Annotated in this window: 12 protein-coding genes, 1 pseudogene and 1 other annotated feature; of the genes and pseudogenes, 9 read left to right on the top strand and 4 right to left on the bottom strand. The window is 59.1% G+C overall.

Annotated elements, in window-relative coordinates; genetic code table 11:
* The first annotated feature begins 22 nt into the window (after positions 1 to 22).
* From NKT35_RS22150 to NKT35_RS22130, 5 genes are all read left to right on the top strand, one after another.
* The gene (locus NKT35_RS22150) at positions 23 to 970 is read left to right on the top strand and encodes a dihydrodipicolinate synthase family protein (protein ID WP_254297370.1); all 948 of its coding nucleotides are present in this window, start codon (positions 23 to 25) and stop codon (positions 968 to 970) included.
* A 20-nt stretch (positions 971 to 990) separates the two neighbouring features.
* A complete protein-coding gene (locus NKT35_RS22145; protein ID WP_254297368.1) occupies positions 991 to 2,565 on the top strand; it encodes an aldehyde dehydrogenase (NADP(+)) in 1,575 nt (524 codons plus the stop codon).
* A 3-nt stretch (positions 2,566 to 2,568) separates the two neighbouring features.
* Entirely contained in the window at positions 2,569 to 3,828 is a 1,260-nt protein-coding gene (locus NKT35_RS22140) for an NAD(P)/FAD-dependent oxidoreductase (protein WP_254297366.1), read from the top strand.
* Positions 3,829 to 3,927: 99 nt separating this feature from the next.
* Positions 3,928 to 5,076 carry a branched-chain amino acid ABC transporter substrate-binding protein gene (locus NKT35_RS22135; protein ID WP_254297364.1) on the top strand — a complete coding sequence of 383 codons (1,149 nt, stop codon included), beginning with the start codon at positions 3,928 to 3,930 and terminating at the stop codon, positions 5,074 to 5,076.
* 175 nt (positions 5,077 to 5,251) lie between these two features.
* Positions 5,252 to 5,728: an FKBP-type peptidyl-prolyl cis-trans isomerase gene (locus NKT35_RS22130; protein ID WP_254297362.1), complete on the top strand. Its 477-nt coding sequence runs from the start codon at positions 5,252 to 5,254 to the stop codon at positions 5,726 to 5,728.
* 299 nt (positions 5,729 to 6,027) lie between these two features.
* On the opposite strand, the gene NKT35_RS22125 is transcribed toward NKT35_RS22130, so the two are convergent.
* The 3 genes from NKT35_RS22125 to NKT35_RS22115 are packed head-to-tail and all read right to left on the bottom strand — an operon-like array spanning position 6,028 to position 8,918.
* A complete protein-coding gene (locus NKT35_RS22125; protein ID WP_254297360.1) occupies positions 6,028 to 7,389 on the bottom strand; it encodes a hypothetical protein in 1,362 nt (453 codons plus the stop codon).
* The gene (locus tag NKT35_RS22120) at positions 7,386 to 7,691 is read right to left on the bottom strand and encodes a hypothetical protein (protein WP_254297358.1); all 306 of its coding nucleotides are present in this window, start codon (positions 7,689 to 7,691) and stop codon (positions 7,386 to 7,388) included. Before NKT35_RS22120 ends, NKT35_RS22125 begins: the two co-directional genes overlap by 4 nt.
* Positions 7,692 to 7,721: 30 nt before the next feature.
* Positions 7,722 to 8,918, bottom strand: a complete 1,197-nt coding sequence (locus NKT35_RS22115; RefSeq protein WP_254297356.1) for a hypothetical protein — start codon at positions 8,916 to 8,918, stop codon at positions 7,722 to 7,724.
* A 1,284-nt stretch (positions 8,919 to 10,202) separates the two neighbouring features.
* Between NKT35_RS22115 and NKT35_RS22110 the strand changes: the two genes are divergently transcribed.
* From NKT35_RS22110 to NKT35_RS22095, 4 genes and pseudogenes are all read left to right on the top strand, one after another.
* Positions 10,203 to 11,411 carry an MFS transporter gene (locus tag NKT35_RS22110; RefSeq protein ID WP_254297354.1) on the top strand — a complete coding sequence of 403 codons (1,209 nt, stop codon included), beginning with the start codon at positions 10,203 to 10,205 and terminating at the stop codon, positions 11,409 to 11,411.
* 34 nt (positions 11,412 to 11,445) lie between these two features.
* The gene (locus NKT35_RS22105; protein ID WP_254297352.1) at positions 11,446 to 12,609 is read left to right on the top strand and encodes a hypothetical protein; all 1,164 of its coding nucleotides are present in this window, start codon (positions 11,446 to 11,448) and stop codon (positions 12,607 to 12,609) included.
* A complete protein-coding gene (locus NKT35_RS22100) occupies positions 12,606 to 14,291 on the top strand; it encodes a YcaO-like family protein (RefSeq protein ID WP_254297350.1) in 1,686 nt (561 codons plus the stop codon). Before NKT35_RS22105 ends, NKT35_RS22100 begins: the two co-directional genes overlap by 4 nt.
* Positions 14,292 to 14,352: 61 nt before the next feature.
* Positions 14,353 to 15,575: pseudogene (locus NKT35_RS22095) on the top strand (IS3 family transposase).
* Positions 14,631 to 14,747 (top strand) — a sequence feature (AL1L pseudoknot). (Overlaps the previous pseudogene by 117 nt.)
* Before the next feature lie 621 nt (positions 15,576 to 16,196).
* Here NKT35_RS22095 and NKT35_RS22090 read toward each other — a convergent pair.
* Positions 16,197 to 16,454 (bottom strand): hypothetical protein, encoded by a 258-nt coding sequence (locus NKT35_RS22090; RefSeq protein WP_254297349.1) that lies wholly within the window; start codon positions 16,452 to 16,454, stop codon positions 16,197 to 16,199.
* Positions 16,455 to 16,683 lie beyond the last annotated feature (229 nt).

Below are 16,683 nucleotides of genomic sequence, written 5' to 3'. Positions count from 1 at the left end.
AGTGCCGCAAGGAGCAAAAAGCATGAATAACAATATTTTCACCGGCTGCATGCCGGCGCTGATGACCCCGTGCACTGTCGATCGCCAGCCGGATTTCGACGCGCTGGTGGCCAAGGGCAAGGAATTGGTGTCCCTGGGCATGAGCGCGGTGGTGTATTGCGGCTCGATGGGCGACTGGCCGCTGCTGACTGAGGCCCAGCGCCAAGAGGGCGTGGCGCGGCTAGCGGCCGCTGGCGTGCCGACGATAGTGGGCACCGGCGCAGTCAACACCCGCGAGGCGGTTTCCCATGCGGCCCATGCCGCCAGCGCGGGAGCGCAGGGCTTGATGGTGATTCCGCGGGTGCTGTCGCGCGGCGCGTCGCCGGCTGCGCAAAAGGCGCATTTCTCCGCCATCCTGGCCGCCGCGCCGCAACTGCCGGCGGTGATCTACAACAGCCCTTACTACGGCTTCGCCACCCGCGCCGACCTGTTTTTCGAGCTGCGCCGCGCGTATCCCAATCTGGTTGGCTTCAAGGAGTTCGGCGGCGCCGCCGACATGCGCTACGCCGCCGAGCACATCACCTCGCAAGACGACGAAGTCCTCCTGATGGTGGGGGTGGACACCCAGGTGGTGCATGGCTTCGTCAATTGCAACGCCGCCGGCGCCATCACCGGCATCGGCAACGCGCTGCCGCGCGAAGTGCTGCACCTGGTGGCGCTGAGCCAGGCTGCAGCCAGGGGAGACGCCATCGCCCGCCGCCGCGCCCATGAGCTGGAGTCGGCGCTGGCCGTGCTGTCCTCTTTCGACGAAGGCTGCGACCTGGTGCTGTATTACAAGCACCTGATGGTGCTGAACGGCGACCAAGAATACGCGCTGCATTTCAATGAAACCGACGCGCTGAGCGCCGCCCAGCGCCGCTATGCCGAAACCCAGTACGCGCTGTTCCGCGAGTGGTATCGCCATTGGTCGGCCGAGCAAAACGTCGCCTGAAGCCCAATTCCGCAGGAAACATGATGAATCTGACAGGCAAGATGTTGATCGGCGGCCAAGCCGTCTCCGGCCGCCGCGCCATGATCCGGGCCATAGACCCGGCCACCAACCAGGTGCTGGAGCCAGGCTATCCCGGTGCGGACCGCGAGCAGGTGGAACAGGCTTGCGCGCTGGCTTGGGCCGCGTTCGACCCCTACCGCGAAACTGCGCCGGAAGCGCGGGCGCGTTTGCTCGAAACCATAGCCGACGAGATAGAAGTGCTGGGCGATGAATTGATAACACGCGCCATGGCCGAGACCGGCCTGCCGCGCGCCCGGCTGCAGGGCGAGCGCGGTCGAACCTGCGGTCAGCTGCGCTTGTTCGCCCGCACGCTGCGGGCCGGCGAGTGGCAGGACGCGCGGGTGGATTCCGCTCTGCTGCAGCGCCAGCCTTTGCCACGTGCGGATTTGCGCCAGCGCCAAGTGGCGGTGGGGCCGGTGGCGGTGTTCGGCGCCAGCAATTTCCCCTTGGCCTTCTCGGTGGCCGGCGGCGACACCGCGTCCGCTCTGGCGGCCGGCTGCCCGGTCATCGTCAAGGCGCACAGCGCCCATCCCGGCACCAGCGAACTTGCCGGGCTGGCCATTGCGCGGGCGGCGGAGAAATGCGGGCTGCCGGCCGGCGTGTTCGCGCTGCTGTTCGGCGACGGCCGCGAAGCGGGCCAGGCGCTGGTGGCGGACCCGCGCGTCAAGGCGGTGGGCTTCACCGGTTCGCGCAGCGGCGGGCTGGCCTTGTGCCGGCTGGCGCAAAGCCGGCCGGAGCCGATTCCGGTTTATGCGGAAATGAGCTCCACCAATCCGGTGTTTTTGCTGCCGATGGCGCTGCAGGCGCGCGGCGAGGCCCTGGCGCAGGGTTTTGCCGCTTCGCTGACGCTGGGGGCAGGGCAGTTCTGCACCAATCCCGGGCTGATCGTCGCGCTGCAAGGGCCGGCGCTGGATGGCTTTATCGCCGCCGCGGCCGGCATCCTGCAGCAGAGCCCGGCGCAGACCATGCTGACGCCCGGCATCTTCCAGGCTTACCAGGCCGGCGTGGCGGCTTGGTCCGGCCATGCGCGGCAGTTGGCCGCCGGCCTGCCGGCAACCGGGCTCAACCAGTGCCAGGCCCAGTTGTGGCTGGCCGACGCGCGCGATTATCTGGCCAATCCGGCGCTGCGCACCGAGGTGTTCGGCGCCGCGGCCTTGATCGTGCAGTGCCGGGACGCGGCGGAACTGCGCCAGTTTGCCGAGCAACTGGAAGGCCAGCTCACCGCCACGCTGCAATTGGATGATGGCGATCTGGACTTGGCCCATGCGCTGCTGCCCACGCTGGAGCGCAAGGCCGGCCGCATTCTGGCCAATGGCTGGCCCACCGGCGTGGAAGTGTGCGACGCCATGGTGCACGGCGGGCCATTCCCGGCTACCTCGGACGCGCGCGCCACCTCGGTAGGCACGGCGGCCATCCAGCGCTTCCTGCGACCGGTCTGCTACCAGGATTTTCCGGACGCGCTGTTGCCGCCGGCATTGCGGCACGCCAATCCGCTGGCGCTGCGCCGCCTGCTGGACGGCAGCCGGGAGGGTTGAATCATGGCCCCCCCGCTTGCACCCGGAGCCGCGGTCATCGTGGTGGGCGCCGGCGTGGTCGGCATCGCCTCCGCCTTGCAGCTGCGGCTGGCCGGCTTTGAGGTGACCCTGTTGGACCGCGGCGAGCCGGCGATGGAAACCAGCTACGGCAATGCCGGCGCTTTCGCCATCAGCGACGTCATCCCGCTGGCCGAGCCTGGCGTGCTGCGCAAGGTGCCAGGCTGGATGCTGGACCCGCTGGGGCCGCTGGCCTTGCGCTGGCGCTACCTGCCCACGTTGGCGCCCTGGCTGCTGCGTTTTCTCGCCGCCAGCCGGGCGAGCCGAGTGAAGGAGCTGACGCAGGCGCTGGCGGCGCTGCTGGGCCGGGTCAATGACGACTACGCCGCGCTGATCGAGAAGGCCGGCCTCAGCCATCTGTGGCGGCGGCATGGCAACCTGACGCTGTATCGCAACCGGGAGGAGTTCGACGCCGCCGCACCAGCCTGGGAGGCCAAGCGCCGCCACGGCGTGCGCTGGCAGGCGCTGGACCGAGATGCGCTCAGCGCAGGGGAGCCGACGCTGCGCGAAGAGTGGCAATACGCGGTCCTGGCGCCGGATTGGTCGCATGTGGACGACCCTTATGTGTTCAGCCGCGGCTTGTTCGATGCCTTCCTCCGCGAGGGCGGCCGCTTTGTCCGGGACGAGGCGCTGGGCATCGCCACGGAAGGCGGGCATGTCGCCGGCGTGGAAACGGCCGGCGGCGGCCGCCTGCGCGCCGATGCGGCGGTGATCGCCTGCGGCGTGTGGAGCGACCGTTTCGCCAAGCAGCGCCAATACCGCGTGCCGCTGGAAAGCGAGCGCGGCTATCACGTCAACCTGCCCAAGGCCGGGGTGGCGCTGCGCCACTTCATCCAGTGCGCCAGTGAGAGCTTCGTCATTTTGCCCATGGCCAACGGCGGGCTGCGGCTGGCCGGCACGGTGGAGCTGGCGCACCGCGACGCGCCGCCGGACTGGCGCCGCGCCCACATCCTGCTGGACAAGGCCAGGCGCATCGTCGGCGATTTCTCCACCGAAGACATGACGGTGTGGATGGGCAATCGCCCGTCGCTGCCGGACACCCTGCCCATCATCGGCCCGGCGCCGCTGCCGGGGCTGTGGTTCGCCACCGGGCACGGCCATCTGGGCCTGACCCTGGCGGCCACCACCGGCGCCTTGCTGCGCGACATGCTGCAAGGGCGGCCGCCGGCGCTGGACATGCAGCCGTATCGGCTATCTCGTTTTTGACTCCGCCTCAGGCTGGCGCAGACCGGCCGCGGCGGGGGAGCGGTAGCAGGGCGGCCGGGTGGCTTGTCCTGATCAATGCAGCAATACAGGAGACATCTCATGGCTTGGAACAAACTGTTTGCGGAAATGAACTGGGTGCTGGCGCTGGGCGGCATGATGGCGCCGTTTGCCATGGCGGCGGCCCATGCCGATACCGTGGTCAAGATAGGCTTCGCCTCGCCGTTGTCCGGCCCGCAGGCACACTATGGCAAGGACAACGAAAACGCCGCCAAGATGGCGGTGGACGACATCAACGCCAAGGGCCTGGTGGTGGGCGGGCAGAAGATCCAGTTCGAACTGGTGTCCGAGGACGACCAGGCCGATCCGCGCATCGGCACCCAGGCGGCGCAGCGGCTGGTGGACGCCGGCGTGAAGGCCGTTATCGGCCACTTCAACTCCGGCGTGTCCATCCCGGCCTCGCGCATCTATTCCGACGCCGGCATTCCGCAATTATCGGTGGCCACCAACCCGGCCTATACCCAGCAAGGCTACAAAACCACTTTCCGCCTGGTGGGCAGCGACAGCCAGATAGGCGGCGCGCTGGGTCAGTTCGCCGTCAAAACGATGAAGGCCAAAACCATCGTCGCCATCGACGACCGCACTGCCTACGGCCAAGGCATTGCAGATGAATTCGTCAAGGCGGTGGCCGCTAACGGCGGCAAGGTGACGCGCCGCGAATTCACCACCGACAAAGCCACCGACTTCACCGCCATCCTCACCTCGCTGAAGGCCGTCAATCCAGACGTGGTGTTTTACGGCGGCGCCGACGCCCAGGCCGCGCCCATGGTCAAGCAGATGAAGCGGCTGGGGCTCAAGGCCAAGCTGATGGGCGGGGACATGCTCAATACGCCCACCTTCATCCAACTGGCGGGAGAGGACGCGGCCGGCCATTACTCGGCGGTGGCCGGCGGCGTGCTGAGCGCCCGTCCGGCGGGCAAGGCGTTTGAGCGCCGTTACAAGGAGCGCTTCCATCAGGACGTGGTGCTGCTGGGGCCGCAGTTCTACGACGGCGTGATGCTGGTGGCCGCGGCGATGAAGCAGGCGGGCTCGGTGGAGCCGGCCAAATATCTCCCCAAGCTGGCCGCCATCCGCTACAGCGGCGTGACGGCGGATTTCGCTTTCGCGCCTAACGGCAATCTCTTGAAGGCGCCGGTCACCTTGTCCGTGGTGAAAAACAAGGCCTGGACCGTGGAGACTGTGGTCCACTAAGCGCGGGCAGGTAAGACGATATTACCCCGGCGTACTCCTCCGCCTTGGGCCGGCTCTCTTCAGAAGAGGCCGGCTTCTTTTTGATGCTTCGCTGGTTTCGATTGGGGCGGATGAGTTGACACTCCCGCGCTGAACTGCCACCCTTCCGGCTTTGTTTTATTTGCCATTGCCCGCCATGAAAATCACTGCAAACACCGCCGTTACCGTGCGCATGAAAGTCACCGACAGCCAAGGTCTGGTCTACGACGACGGCAAGCACCCGGTCGCCTATCTGCACGGCGGTTACGACAACCTGTTTCCCAAGCTGGAAGCCGCGCTGGAAGGCCAGGAACCCGGCTTCCAGACCACGGTGGAGCTAGCTACCGAAGACGCCTTTGGCGCGCGCGACGAAGCCCTGTCCACCACCATGCCCAAGGCTGACTTTCCGCCCGGAATCAAGGTGGGCGGCCAGATCCAGCGCCTGGGCCCGGACGGCCAGCCGCGCTACTATTTCGTCACCAAGATCAAAGGCCCGACCGTCTTGCTGGACGGCAACCACCCGCTGTGCGGCAAAGACCTGCGCTTCTCCCTTAAAGTGGTGGATGTGCGCGAGGCCACTGCCGAAGAAATCGCCCACCAGCATGTGCATGGCGAACACGGGCATCAGCACTGATCCCGGCGTCCCCCGCACAAGCAAAACCCTCCCGATTTGGGAGGGTTTTGTTTTGGCTGGATTTTGCTGGTTGCGTGGGGAGGGGCAGATCACTGTTTCTGATACGTTAGCAGTGATTGACGAGAAAGCAACAAGTAGCTGGTGATGTGGGAAATTGGTAACTTGGGCGGCTAATCGGCCAAAGCTGCCAGTCGTTGTATGACTCTTGTGCGGCTGTTTTACACAGAATTACAGACATACCCGCATCTGGGACTGAATCTTGGTCGCTGACTCGCTTCAACTCAAGTGTTGTGGCTGCCTCAGCGCTTCTTGCCATTTCGCGAACGCTTCTTCGCTTTCTTGGAAGTAGTACGGCCATCTTCCGGCCGATCCGGTATCAGATGCAACATCGCAGTGACGGTGCGCTTAAGGTGCTGGTTGTCAGTAATCTCAGATGTGAGCGGCTCAAAGACACGCTCTATTTCGGGACGGAGTTCTTTCTCGTACAGCAGGCGGCGCAAAGTCCCCTCGGCCATCGCGAAGATCTCGTCGGTGTGGTGGTCCATCAGCCTACTCACCTGCATGTGAATGGAGGTGGCATCTTCGTCATCGTTCAGCGCGAGGTCGTAGCAAAGATCTTTCGCACGGTGCAGGCGCGCGCTGTAGAACGTTTCATACACACCCTCGGTGGCGGAAATGGAGCCTTGTGAGCGGCTCAGAAAATCAGCGTTCTTCTCCAGCGCACACATTGCCTCCATCATCTGCAAAGTTCGCATATTTAGGAAGCACAGTAGGACGGCAGTGATCTTATCTGTCCCGCTGTAGTCCCGTCTCATTTTCTCTCCATGCACCCGATAGGTACTACCGGCAAAGTACCCGAGCACGTTAATTAGCGCGAGCTGATCGCAGCAGAACTCCTCGACCAAGTCTTTCCTAGACACTATCTCTTCGCAGAAGGCGGTACGCAACTGCATCGATGCCATGTACGCTGCTTCTTGCTCGCGGAACTCGGTCTGCTCTACCTCGGACCAACCTTGCGCCTGCATCGCAGCCTGCAACTCGGTGGCGCTTGCACGACTCGGCTTCGCGTAGTCGACCAACCATGCTCTCACATCAGCAGACATCTCATTTAATAGGTCGGGATGGTGCTTGAAGATGACATGGGACTGCTCGTGCAGCAGCACAAACAGTTCCTGCACCGTGGTGTATAGACCATGACGCGAGGAGCCATCGCGCCTTTGCTTCATGATGTGGTCCATGTCCTTGCGCGACTCGCGATAGAGATTCGCGGCGAAGGTGGACTCCGGATAGAAGCCATAGCGGCTCAGCACTTGCGACGCCACCTTGTGGAAGTAGATGACCTTAGTCTTCTTTGATGCGCCGTATAGGAACATGCGGTTCATCATATTGATGACTTGCCCGAAGTACTGGTCGTGCGCGATGTAGCTCTGCCCTCCAATGGTTATAGCCTCGGAACGCATCATGTCCGTGTAGACTAGGCCGACTGTGGCTTGAATGCCAAACGCGTCGCCAATGCGCTTCAAGTACTGGACAAATGGATCGTAGAACGCATCTCGGATCTCAATGGTCTGCTTGCTCGAGACTACCTCTGGCAGCGAGAACCGCGTCGACTCGATGTAAGCCAACACGGGGGCGGGAAACACTTCTTCGGCTGTTTTCACTGCTTGTCGATCAACTTCTCGATCAGGCGCGTAGCGTTCTCGTCGCTGAGGCCCTGGATCTGAAGTCCCTTGTACACCACCTTTATGTACCGGCGCGCCTTCAGTTGCTGAGACACGATCCTGCCGATAAGACCGATTACCAGGGGCGTGAGCGTTACCACGACGGTGGTGATCTCGGACTGCCCATCAAAGCTCGAGGTTTCTAACTCGACGAAGCCGATCTCTGTTTCCGCTCGCATCGCCTGAAGGAAGTCCTCGTCATTTTTCTGTACCTGTATTGAAATGGATTGAGTTTTGCTCATAAAGCTCCCCTTTTGTCGTGATTAAATCCTCTAGCCGTGCCACACGGCACTCAGTGCGGCCCCGCGCTGTATACATTCTTTGAGCTTTGGCAGGATAAGCCTTTGCACCGCCTCAAGCACGAATTGCAGCCTCTGGCCGAGTACGATCCCTGGCTTGTCTCCCCACTCGGAGAGGAGGTCTCGCCGGACCTGTCGGCGCGCACGTGCTGACGTGTGCCAATCTAGGGCGACTCGGCAACCGCCTAATGCGGTCACGGCGTCTTCTAGCAGCGCGAACATAGACAAGCAAAGATCCGGAGCTACCCCTGCGTACCTGAAGACCTCGGCAGACATCCTCCGCCCACGCTGCGGCCTGCCTGCATCGGATATTCCACCCCCAATCATGTCGGCGATGAACTCTTCCTCCGGTGTCGATGGCGCAACGGCCACAACTGTAGGTCCGATGTGCAGCGGTAAACTACCGGCCCCGTGCGGGCCTTGGGCGGCAGCCACGACATGTCCGATCTCGTGGCCGATCCGAAACAGCTCGACGTGGCGGAGGAGGATGCGGTGCAGCTCCCTCGAAGACGTGGCCAGCGGAAAATGATGCATACCCTGGGGGTGGCCAACGAACAATGTCCGTAGCAGCAGGTGTTCTACGAAGGAAATCACTTCGTCGTGAGCGTCGATGCAGTCGTCGATGGCCGCTCGGTAGCTATCATGCCATCCGTCTGATTTGAAGTCGATGTCGTCGAACAACTCGAATGGCAGCCAACCTTCGATGGCCACTACGGCGCGCAACAGACCGTCGATGCACTCATGAAGGCCGAGTTGAAAGACAGCCATCTTCGAATTGGCGCTGTCTGGCGCGATCCACAGTGCAAACGAATTGACGGTTCCTATCGGTAGCACCCCAACAGTCTCCAGCGAGTGCTTTTCCAGTAGCTTGGACTCACGGGCTATTGCGTTTGCCTCGTCGATGAAACGCTGGAATGAGGCTGTCGGGCGCCCCCGCCCATAGTCCGATTTGGTAAGCGGGGTGATACGCCGAGCGCATTGGTCGAACGCGCTGCCTTCATAACGCCTCAGCCAGGCCATGCTGCCTGCCTCAGCCTTGTACCGAAGCTGGGGAACGATCTCGCGCCATGCATCTACCATTGCAAGCTTGGCTCTTTGCCGCAGGACCTCAGGGTCTGCCTCCGACGCTTCGGATGTCAACGAATCGACCAAGCGATCCAACTCCTCCATGCAGGCCTCTCCTTCTCCCCTCGATTGCATCTCACGTCGACCGAAGTACCTCCGTGGCCGATTGCTTGACGAATCTACTATAAAAATGTTGTCGCACACGCTGTCTATGATCAGGCGGCTGATCTATTTCTAATCAATGCGTCAACTAGTGCGACTCAGCGTAGCAGTCGCGCGGTTGTAGTGGTTGGTCACGAGCACCCAGTAGACCGACCGGGAGGCAACAAATTACGGTGCGTTGGCACATGATGGCCATGGGGTGGCTATCGCTGCGGATCAGCTCCTCGCCCCTTTAAGCAGATGTCCGCAATGGATCAAGAACAGCCATGCTAGCACAAAGGCATGACTGACTGCTTCGGCCGAAGAGCAGAAGCAGGAGCAAGCCACAACCAGACCATTCTTAGGCGTGCCGCGACATAAGTGCAGAGCGCCTGCCACGTCAATGAAAATGAAAAAGCCCGCGTCTCAATGAGCGCGGGTTTTTGTCTGTAGCAAGCTGTGCCGTTGATCAAAAAGGTTGTTAACACCTCTAAAGCTCTCTGCTACTGAAAGTGGGGGGACGTCGGGCATTTCCAGACATGGCATCGTCCAAGGCTTCAACCTGACAAGTTGGTAGTTGCAGATAATCTGAGTCCGCCGACACGGATTGTGAGCTAGGCGGGTCGATTGCAACTCCAGTTGCACGTAATCTGAGCCGGAGCTTTCAGGTGGGTGCAATTAATTTGAGCCAGCCGTGCTCTGGATTGCAAGCCCTTACAGGTAGGGCAGAAAACGGAGCATGCCGGAAAAGCGACCATCGCATTGACGGGCATGCACGCGCATCTCGCCAGCGCCCGGGCAGCCTTTATGCGAGTCTCTGTTTGGCTTCAGGGCTGGGCCAGCCGCGCTGCGGAGCAGTTGTCTGTCCTCACCGTCTGACAGCAGGCATGCAACTATCTCAAACAGATGCTGGCAGGAATGGGCCCTCCAAAATCGGCGGGTCTGCTCACATTTTATGCCAATGGTATTGCGCGACTGCGGTTTTTAGGATTATATTCTTCAAGCCGTTACTCGCAATGTGCAGTGGCGGCTCATCCTAATCCCACTCAAGGAGAAATCCATGCAAAAGCCTAATGTTATTCGCGTCAGTACCAAGAAGGCCCTGAAGAATGTTGCTCAAGCCAAACCCTACTGATCTTTAGCAGGGTTTTTTGGGCTCCCAGAGGCCTGCCCTCATCGGTGGGCCTCTTTTCAGCGTCATTGACCTAACTTACCGCGACTTTCTTGACCCACTGGTGCGCAGATTTCATGGTTCATTCCCCCGATATCACCAAGCGCATTCTATTGCGCGTTAATGTTCCCGCATTCGCCATTGGTGCTTTCGAGGCAGCCATGGGATTCGCGTTTACTGCCTTTGCTGCGCAGTCGATGGGCAGTGCAGCAGACGCGAACCTGCTCCTGTTCTGGTTTTGGATGAGTCTTTTTATTTTTGAACTGCCGACTGGTTATGTTGTGGATCGGTGGGGAGCCAGGGGGTCGCTGATTTGCTCGTTGCTGCTCCGGTCAGTTGCCTTTGGTTTGTATTACTGGGGGCAAGGCTCGACTATTTCTCTTTGTGTCGCAAGCGTGCTCGCGGGGTTGGCCGTAACATTCATGAGCGGACTGTTTTCCACTCAAATTATGGTGTGGTCCGCACAGCTTGGTACGGAGGTCGAGGCCTCCAGGATGGTTCGCTGGGTGATGCTTGTACGCGCAGGCTCACTGGTGATCGGCAGTCTCTTGGGATATGGCACCACCCTAATTCTGGGGCTGGATTCGGTTTGGTTGCTGTGCATAGCCATGGCACTGTTGACTGCCGGTTATGTTTACGCCCTGTGGCCACAGCTGCAGCCTCTGGCGAAGGCAACGATCAGCCAACATTACCGGGATTGCGCGCGCGAGTTGCGCCGACGCAAACTCTGGGGTGATGTGTTGAATATCTCAATGGTGCGGACAGTATCTGCGGCAGCGATGTCGAACGCTGCCATGGTACTGGTGCCCGCCTTGCAGAAAACACCGGTTCTGCTATTAGCGCTACAGTTGCTTTCGGGGATTGTGACACTGTTCGCGCCCAAGGTTTCCGTACATATCGAGGCACGACCGGCTTGGCGTGATCTGATGCTGTGGTTGTTTTTGCCCGTGCTGATCATTCTTCCGCTTGCCAGCGGCTGGCCTGCCTGGTTGTTCTTCACCATCATGATGGTGTCGGCGTTGTGCGCGGAGATGCACTATCGCCACCGATTTTACGAGGCAATTGATGCCTCGATTTCCGGTAGTGCCATTTCTATACAAGGCCTTGTTGAGAACGCACTCGGGGCGATGACGTTCGCTTTGTCGTGGATCTTCCTTTTACATGTCCGTCCAAAAGACATCTGGTGGCTCTACGCTTTTCTGGCCCTTTCCTTGGCCGTCGTACCGTTGTGCATGCGAAGTCGAACAGCCACCGTAGGCGCGATCCCTACGTCTAATCAATCCTGATTCGTTTGCTTCACTCAATCATATGAAATCCATCTTGCATGCCATTGCTCTTGATGTTTCCGCCTCCGTTTTGAAGGGATTGGGCGGCGACCGTCAGTTTCATGAAATTGCCAAGACCGCCATTTCCGACACCCAAGCATGCGAGCGCTTGTCAAAACTTGACCTCTTTTGTGAGGTAGCGAGCACGCAGCTGCCGTCGGCCATTGCACTTGAAAATGACTTCGCCTATCCGACAATCACGATCCACCGCGAGAGAGACTTCCGCATTGAACTGCTGTTTTGGCGGCGTGGATCTGAAGCGTATGTGCATGATCATATGGCTGGTGGCGCCTTCGGTGTCGTTGTAGGTCGACGGGTGCATGTGCGGTTCAAATTTCATCCGCATGGGCCAGAAACCACGCCCGGTGTATGCTCCGGTGAGCTTGTTGCTGATGATGCTCATGTCTGCGATCCGGGTTACATCTGCGAGATTCCTCCTCATGATGGTCTGATTCACTCGCTCTTCTACCTTGACGACATTGCTGTCACGCTGTCGATTAGGCAAATTTGCGACATCAACACCTCTGCGTTAGGGTCGAAAGGCATCGTCTACAAACCTCACGAGGGGCATTACCTAGCGGCGCTGCGCTTGAGTTCCGGCATGGGGGCCGATTCGCGGAAGCTGGCAACGTTTATTGAATCTTCGCTTTCGGGCGATAATGCGGTTGAGCGCCTACCTGCGTTAATCAGCGATCTTGCCGATCACCGTCCCGCAGCCCAATTGCTGGCTGCAGCATCTAGCGAATCGTTCGCAACCAATTCGTACCTTACGGAGACTATCTGCGATGCTTTGGGGCATCGACACCCTGGTTTGGCAGGACCGGTTGTCGACAGCTTGCATTGGTTCGGGGACAAGACCCGCATTGGAATGGTTGACGAGTATTTCGATGAGTCCGAAGTTTTGTTTGCTTGGCTTTTGACCATGCTTTGTTCTCGTATGATGGTCATCGAAGTTTTGTCGCGTGCTCTGAAAATATCGCTGGTGGATGCGGAGCAAAGAATGCTTGCCGCAGCTGGCAGGCTGCAACTGCAGGAGATTGATTTCGGAGCAGGCCCTGAACCGTTGATTCGATCTGCCCCTTTGTTACGCACGCTAGAATCGTACGGAATTGTGACAGCCATTGAAGAGTTGATGTCACCTGCGGGTGGCCATCCATGAGCGAAGGACACCTGCAACTGTGCCCACGCTACCTGATGGTTAAAGTCGGGGAGGAAAATGGTGTTCCCAACAGTGTGTTCCATGACCCCAATCACGTTGCCTACGAAGATTTGGTGCTAGTGCATGGAGCCGGCGATCCACCTAGCCAGCCTTTGCCACAAGATCCGTTTCGTCCCAGCTTTTTGAGCTTTGCAGGGCGTGAAGTTGTATTGATGCAGACGGACGGGCGGAAAGCGATAGAGCAGGCCTTGGAGGGCGCGTTAGAGTTCCCCATAGTCTGGAGCGGTGAGAGCGAAGAGGGCTTCCACATTGGGCCGGTGTTTGCAGGAGAATCTGATGTACAGGCGTACCTTGAGGTTCTTGCTCGCTGTCGTCCACTCGCCGAAATCGAGTCGCTTGTCGGATGGCGTGAAGTACCCACCAGTGCGGGCTTCTGGGTCCGACACCCGCAACGACTGGAGGCCGCCGTCGTCCAACTTCTTGATAGTGCTGATCCGTGTCGCACTGCAGTGTTGCTTGAGTCCGGGCGTACGGTGGCGCTGGGCTGGCCGACGGATCTAGAACCATTGCGGCCAACTGATACTGCTGACTTGCACGCATGGAGCAAGGGGGTTCTATACGGTGCCGACGATCAGCAGTGTGATGAGCTCGGTATTTGTCACCGGTCTGCCCTTGTGCCTCATATTCAACCGGACGAATTGGCGGTTTGTTCAGGCAAAGGCTCAAAGCCTGCCGCAGCTGCTATTCGTTTGATTGGGGAGTGTGTCGAACGCCTGTCAGCGTGGGGTTCGGCACCGTGTGTGCGAACCTCTGAAAAGACAGCAAAGCAGGCACTGTCGGACGAACACTGGCATGTGGAGCGGATCGTCGGCGTAACTGACCAAGCAGGCCCAGAAGTAGAGGTTGTGAACCTGCTTGACTCTAGCGACCGCCGACTCGTCCCGCATGAATTGGTCGTTCTGGGGCCATTTGATGCTGGGCGGCGCTTCCGCTCGGACACTACGGGCTTGGCTGCCCACACCTCGCTCCGCGAAGCGCATCGTACAGCGCTGTATGAGTGTATCGAACGACACAACTTCTATCCAGGCATCACCCATCTCGCGTCGGCGGTTCGATGCGCTGAATTGGAGCAGGCCTTTTCTTCGCGGAGGACTCATACATCCAGAGGTGCTGAGTACCAGGCTTTGGTTTTCACCTATCCAGAGCGACTTCATGCGCCCGTGGCCCACTGCTTTGTCTTTGACCACCTTCGAGGTCTCTGGACACGAGGTACTGGTAGCGGTATTTCGATGGAAGCTGCCGCCGAAGCTGCGTACATCGAGGCGGCGCAACTGCTATTGCGCTTGTCCGCTGAGCTTCATGGTGGAGACCAGCTCTCTCTGGAATACCAAGGGTGCGTGGATCCCGTTGCGTTTCACCTGCTGCATGGATACTTGATGAGCCAGCCGACTCTGTCTCTGCAGAAATTTGAGCGTCTGGTCGATGCCACCGATTTGGAAACATCTCTGGGTTCGTTACGTGATCACGGCTATAGTGCCTACGTGTACGATTTTCCCAAGATATTTTCGTCGTGGTGGGCCTGCAGGGTTATCGTGCCCGATTTCGCGCGATCCCAATCAGGCAGTTCCCCCGTAGGGCGTACCCTGATTGGAGATCATTTGCCTTTTGTGCTGCCATTTTGAGGATGTGGGACTGAACCGCCCCGGGTTTCGCGGAGGCTCCCTCACTTGAGAGAATGGAGCTATGAGCAAATCCACCAAGTTTTCCCCGGAAGTTCGCGAGCGCGCTGTGCGCATGGTCTTTGACGCTAAGGATCAGTACGAGTCGCAGTGAGCCGCGATCGTTTCGATCACCTCCAAGATCGGCTGCACCGCTGAAACACTGCGCCGCTGGATTCGCCAGCAAGAGCGCAATACCGGTCAGAACGATGGCCCGGCAGGCACCGAAGCCGCCCGCGTCAAAGAACTCGAGCGCGAAGTGCGCGAACTGAAGAAGGCCAACGAAATCCTTCGGCTGGCCAGCGCATTTTTCGCGCAGGCGGAGCTCGACCGCCGCTTCAAGTCGTGAGGGCCTTCATTGACACGCACCGCGACACGCTTGGGGTCGAGCCGATCTGCCGGGTCTTGCAGGTCGCCCCGTCCGCCTATCGCCGCTATATCGCCCGGCAGCGAGACCCTGCCTTGCGCAGCCCTCGAGCCCAGCGTGACGACAGATTAAGCGTCGAGATTGAGCGTGTCTGGCAGATCAACCAACAGGTGTATGGCGCCGACAAGGTTTGGCGTCAGCTCCGGCGCGAACAGATCGCGGTGGCGCGCTGCACCGTCGAGCGACGGATGCGGCAGCTTGGCTTGCGTGGCGTGATCCGCGGCAAGGCGGTTCGCACTACTCGCCCCGATCCGGCGGCAGCGTGCCCGCTCGACCGGGTCAACCGGCAGTTTGTCGCGGAGCGGCCAAACCAGCTATGGGTCTCGGACTTCACCTATGTGTCGACCTGGCAGGGTTTCGTCTACGTCGCTTTCGTCGTTGACGTCTTCGCCCGCTTTATCGTTGGCTGGCGCGTCAGTCGCAGCATGCACACCGAGTTTGTGCTCGACGCGCTGGAGCAGGCGCTGTGGGCGCGGCAGCCGAGTCGCGACGCTTTGATCCACCACAGTGATCGCGGCTCGCAATATGTCTCGATCCGCTAGAGCGAACGGCTGGCCGAGGCGGGCATCGAGCCCTCAGTCGGCAGCACGGGCGATAGCTACGACAACGCGCTGGCCGAGACGATCAATGGCTTGTACAAGGCGGAGGTCATTCACGGGCTCGGGCCGTGGAAGAGCCTGGAGGCGGTGGAGCTGGCGACGTTGGAATGGGTGGCGTGGTTTAATCACCACCGCTTGCTGGCGCCGATCGGTTACATTCCACCGGCGGAGGCAGAAGCAAACTACTATCGCAGTCTGAGTGAGCAGGCCGTGCTGGTCTGACTCACACAAAACAGCCTCCGCGAAACCCGGGGCGGTTCAGTAATGGTTGGTTTACACAGTATTCTTCATACGACCTTGCAATGCCATTGCCGCTATGCGCCTAGTTCACGGTGATGCGAGCGGCTGTCGAGGCTGGCGATTCGTCGCGCACGGCCAAGCAGCTGGCCTCTTTCTTACGGCATCATCTTGTGATTGTTCAACGCCTAGTTGGTTGCGGAGTGAGGTGCCCATCTCACTAACCAATAGTCATGTATCTACCACCATTTTGAAATATTCAGGCCATGGTTTTTTTTGATAACAAGGGGTGTAAATCGACTCCATAGAATGGTGGTCAGTAAAAATGAAAGTCCGAATATAACAAGGCATTTCCAATGCCAGCCCAAGTATAGAGGAGATGCTATTGATAGTATAAATGGTGCGATTGATATAGTGCTAGCAAGGATAGGTACGGAAATGTTTTCTTTGCAGTAGGGGCAAATGCGATAGGATGCTGGTCCGATGCTCAGTTTTTCATAAAATGAAAAAGAGGCATTTTTGCAATTGGGGCATTGGTATATTTTTTTCATAATATTTAATTTAGATGCGAAAAGATCCGAAAATTTCGGACCTTTCTGGAAAAAATTACTGCATGATGGCACATCTTTCCATTGTACGCAGGGCAGATCTTCCTACGCTTATTCCGCCGGCGGAAAAGCCAACGATGGCAGCCCCAATTGGGCCGCCAAGAGCAAAGCCTCCGACGGCACCGCCGATAGCTCCAAATGCAAATGACCTTGCCAAGCCACTGCCGGTTAGGTTAGTAGCCATGCATTGATTGAAATTATCTCCGTATCCGCCGCCGGAAATGTAGTCAATTGTATTGATGTCCAGTTCTTGCATTTTATTCCTCCTAAGAATTCCCAAAATTAACACGTGCTGCAATATTGACTCACGGTTGCTATGCTCTGACTTTCAATCTTGAATTGAATGTACTTTTTATGAGGCTAATTAATACATGTCAAGTTTTCACCAAAAGCCATAAATGATGCAAAACTATGGCACTGGTTATTGAGTCAAATGGTGTAGCGAATCAATAATAACTAAATGGCATATTTTTGTAAACGGTGTT

The sequence above is a fragment of the Chromobacterium sp. IIBBL 290-4 genome (assembly GCF_024207115.1).
Taxonomy (GTDB): Bacteria; Pseudomonadota; Gammaproteobacteria; order Burkholderiales; family Chromobacteriaceae; genus Chromobacterium.
Note: the sequence above shows the minus strand (reverse complement) of the source record. Positions and strands in the feature narration are given on the sequence as shown.